The organism is Anabaena sp. CCY 9613 (genome assembly GCF_963920895.1).
Taxonomy (GTDB): domain Bacteria; phylum Cyanobacteriota; class Cyanobacteriia; order Cyanobacteriales; family Nostocaceae; genus Cyanocohniella.
In genome coordinates, this window is the sequence record NZ_CAWUDE010000053.1 from 1 (window position 1) to 973 (window position 973).

General features: G+C 36.7%; 2 protein-coding genes. One reads left to right on the forward strand and one right to left on the reverse strand.

Annotation, left to right across the window (positions count from 1 at the left end; all coding sequences use genetic code 11):
- Positions 1 to 721 (reverse strand): RNA-guided endonuclease InsQ/TnpB family protein (locus ACM0OT_RS23780; RefSeq protein ID WP_414566838.1); only part of this gene is annotated, 721 nt, incomplete at its 3' end.
- 61 nt (positions 722 to 782) lie between these two features.
- On the opposite strand from ACM0OT_RS23780, the gene tnpA reads away from it, so the two are divergent.
- Positions 783 to 973 (forward strand): IS200/IS605 family transposase (tnpA, locus tag ACM0OT_RS23785; protein ID WP_414566839.1); only part of this gene is annotated, 191 nt, incomplete at its 3' end.

Below are 973 nucleotides of genomic sequence, written 5' to 3' on the forward strand. Positions count from 1 at the left end.
TTTTTTCGTGAACCTTAGCAACTACTTTAATTGCTTTACGTCTGTTGTTAGACCCCTTGACCTTACGAGATAAAGCTTTTTGTCTAATTCGCAGTCGTTTTGCATACTTTCTAGTGGGTTTGATTGGGTCAACCTTGTAACAGGTTTCGCCATCAAATACAGTCACTAAACTGTTTAAGCCAAGGTCAATTCCTGATATCTTGCCTTCCTTGGTATTGATTAAATCTTTGGCCTCAAATAAGATTGCAGCAAAATATTTACCTGTACTTGTTTTAGAAACAGTTACAGATTTGATTTGGCCATGAATGTTTTTTGAAAGACTAGCTTTAACAATGCCAAGTTTAGGTAGCTTTAATCCACTATTCTTAATTGAACAACTTTCAGGAAATCGGATTGACTGCTGGGAATGTTTACTCTTGAATTTTGGGAATCCAGTACGTTTTGCAAAAAAGTTTTTAAACGCAGATTCTAAATTCTTGAGTGACTGTTGTAGAACGGCAGCAGTGGGGAAGCGCAACCATTCATAATCAGCTAGCTTCTTCAACTGGGTAAGGTCTTTAGCCATCTGGCAGTAAGTCATACCTTTACCCGTTTCTTCATATTGAGTATTAGTCTTATTAAGGTAGAAATTCCACACAAAGCGAGAACATCCGAAGCTTTTAGCTAAGGATATTGCTTGCTCTTTGTTTGGGTAAACTCTGACCTTCAATACATCCAACATCAATACAACATTGAGAAACTATTGTGATAATATACTACTTACCGCTCTCTCTTGTCAATATATGTACCATCATGGTTTTAGGTCTTTTTACAGGCTTAACGCTCACATCGTTTTAGTTGTAAAGTACCGTAGAAAAGCTATTAATGCAGAAATACTAAACAGGTTAAAAGAAATAATCACGGATACTCTCAAAAAGTGGGACTGTGAGTTGTTGGAGTTCAATGGTGAAGCAGACCATGTACACCTATTAAT